This is a genomic window from Streptomyces sp. SID11385 (assembly GCF_010548245.1).
Taxonomy (GTDB): Bacteria; Actinomycetota; Actinomycetes; order Streptomycetales; family Streptomycetaceae; genus Streptomyces.
Map to the genome: position 1 here is coordinate 1 of NZ_JAAGLR010000894.1, position 1,374 is coordinate 1,374.

General features: G+C 73.9%; 1 protein-coding gene and 1 tRNA gene. Both read left to right on the plus strand.

Annotated elements, in window-relative coordinates; translation table 11 throughout:
- On the plus strand, window positions 1-510 hold a 510-nt coding region (locus G3I42_RS27335), incomplete at its 5' end, for a DUF3566 domain-containing protein (protein WP_239096706.1).
- A gap of 59 nt (window positions 511-569) precedes the next feature.
- A tRNA-Ile gene (locus G3I42_RS27340) sits at window positions 570-643 on the plus strand.
- The last annotated feature ends 731 nt before the right edge of the window (window positions 644-1,374 follow it).

Sequence of the window (1,374 nt, forward strand, 5' to 3'; positions counted from 1 at the left end):
GCCCCGTACCAGCCTCCGCAGGCGTACCAGCCGCCCACGGGCGGTCAGGGCCCGGTGGGTGGCCTGGGCGGGATGTCGGGCGGCGGCTCGGCGGGTCGCGGCGTGCGCAAGCCGCGGACGGGCGCCCGTCCGGTGCCGCGCACGCGCAAGGCACGGCTGCGGGTGGCGAAGGCCGACCCGTGGTCGGTCATGAAGGTGAGCTTCCTGCTCTCCATCGCGCTCGGCATCTGCACGATCGTCGCCTCGGCGGTGCTGTGGATGGTCATGGACGCGATGGGCGTCTTCTCCACCGTCGGCGACACGGTCGCGGAGGCGACGAGCTCCAGTGACGGGGGCGGCTTCGATCTGGAGTCCTTCCTGTCGCTGCCGCGCGTGCTCATGTTCACCTCGGTGATCGCGATCATCGACGTCGTCCTGATGACGGCGCTCGCCACGCTCGGTGCCTTCATCTACAACCTCTCCGCCGGCTTCGTGGGCGGTGTCGAGCTCACGCTCGCGGAGGACGAGTAACCGATTTTGGGACTGGCCGCCTCGTGCGCTAATCTTCAGAGGTCAGCGCGCGAGCGCGCGGGGCTATAGCTCAGACGGTTAGAGCGCTTCCCTGATAAGGAAGAGGCCACAGGTTCAAGTCCTGTTAGCCCCACCGACACGAAAGGCCCCCGGTCTCAGGACCGGGGGCCTTTCGGCGTGCTGGGGGCGGGGGCGTCGGCGAGGGATGCGGCGCCGACAGCGCGTGGACACGGCCAAGGGCCCCTGCGGCCAGGGGGCCGGGGGGCGGGGTTGCGCGAGCGGCGCGCTGCGCGGTCGTGCGGACGGGGGCAGGGGCGGCAAAGAGGTACGCAACAGGGGGACGTGGGCGGCTGCGCTGAGGCGCGTGTGCGGGAGCGGGCGTGCTGGAGCGGGCGTGCGGAGGGTGCGGCGCTGTGGCAAGGACGTGCTGAGGGACGGCGTGCTGAAGGGACAGGGGTCTCTGGTGGTGCAGCCTGGCTGCGGGCCGGTTCTGGGGGGATGCCGCGTGGGTCGTACGGGGCCGGGGCGGCGTGCCCCGGTGGTGGTGCGGGTGCGGGTCCCGGTGGTGGTGCGGGCGGCGGTGACGGTGCCTGGGAGGGGTTGCGGGTTCCGGCGACCGCCGGTGGGTCGTGGTGCTCGCGCGGTACGGGACGCGGCGGCGCGTGCGCGCCGGTACGGGGACGGCTCACGGGGCCGAGGAGACGAGCGGAGCCGACTCGCGGGAGGCGGTGGACGACGTGTGCGCCTGCGCGGTGTCGTGGTGCTCGCGGGCGGCCGGGATGCCGGGCAGCGTGAGCGGGGCGTCGGCGGAGCGGGGCAGGGCGGCGTCGAGGGCGTCGGCGGGGCCGGGGATGCCGAGCGCGA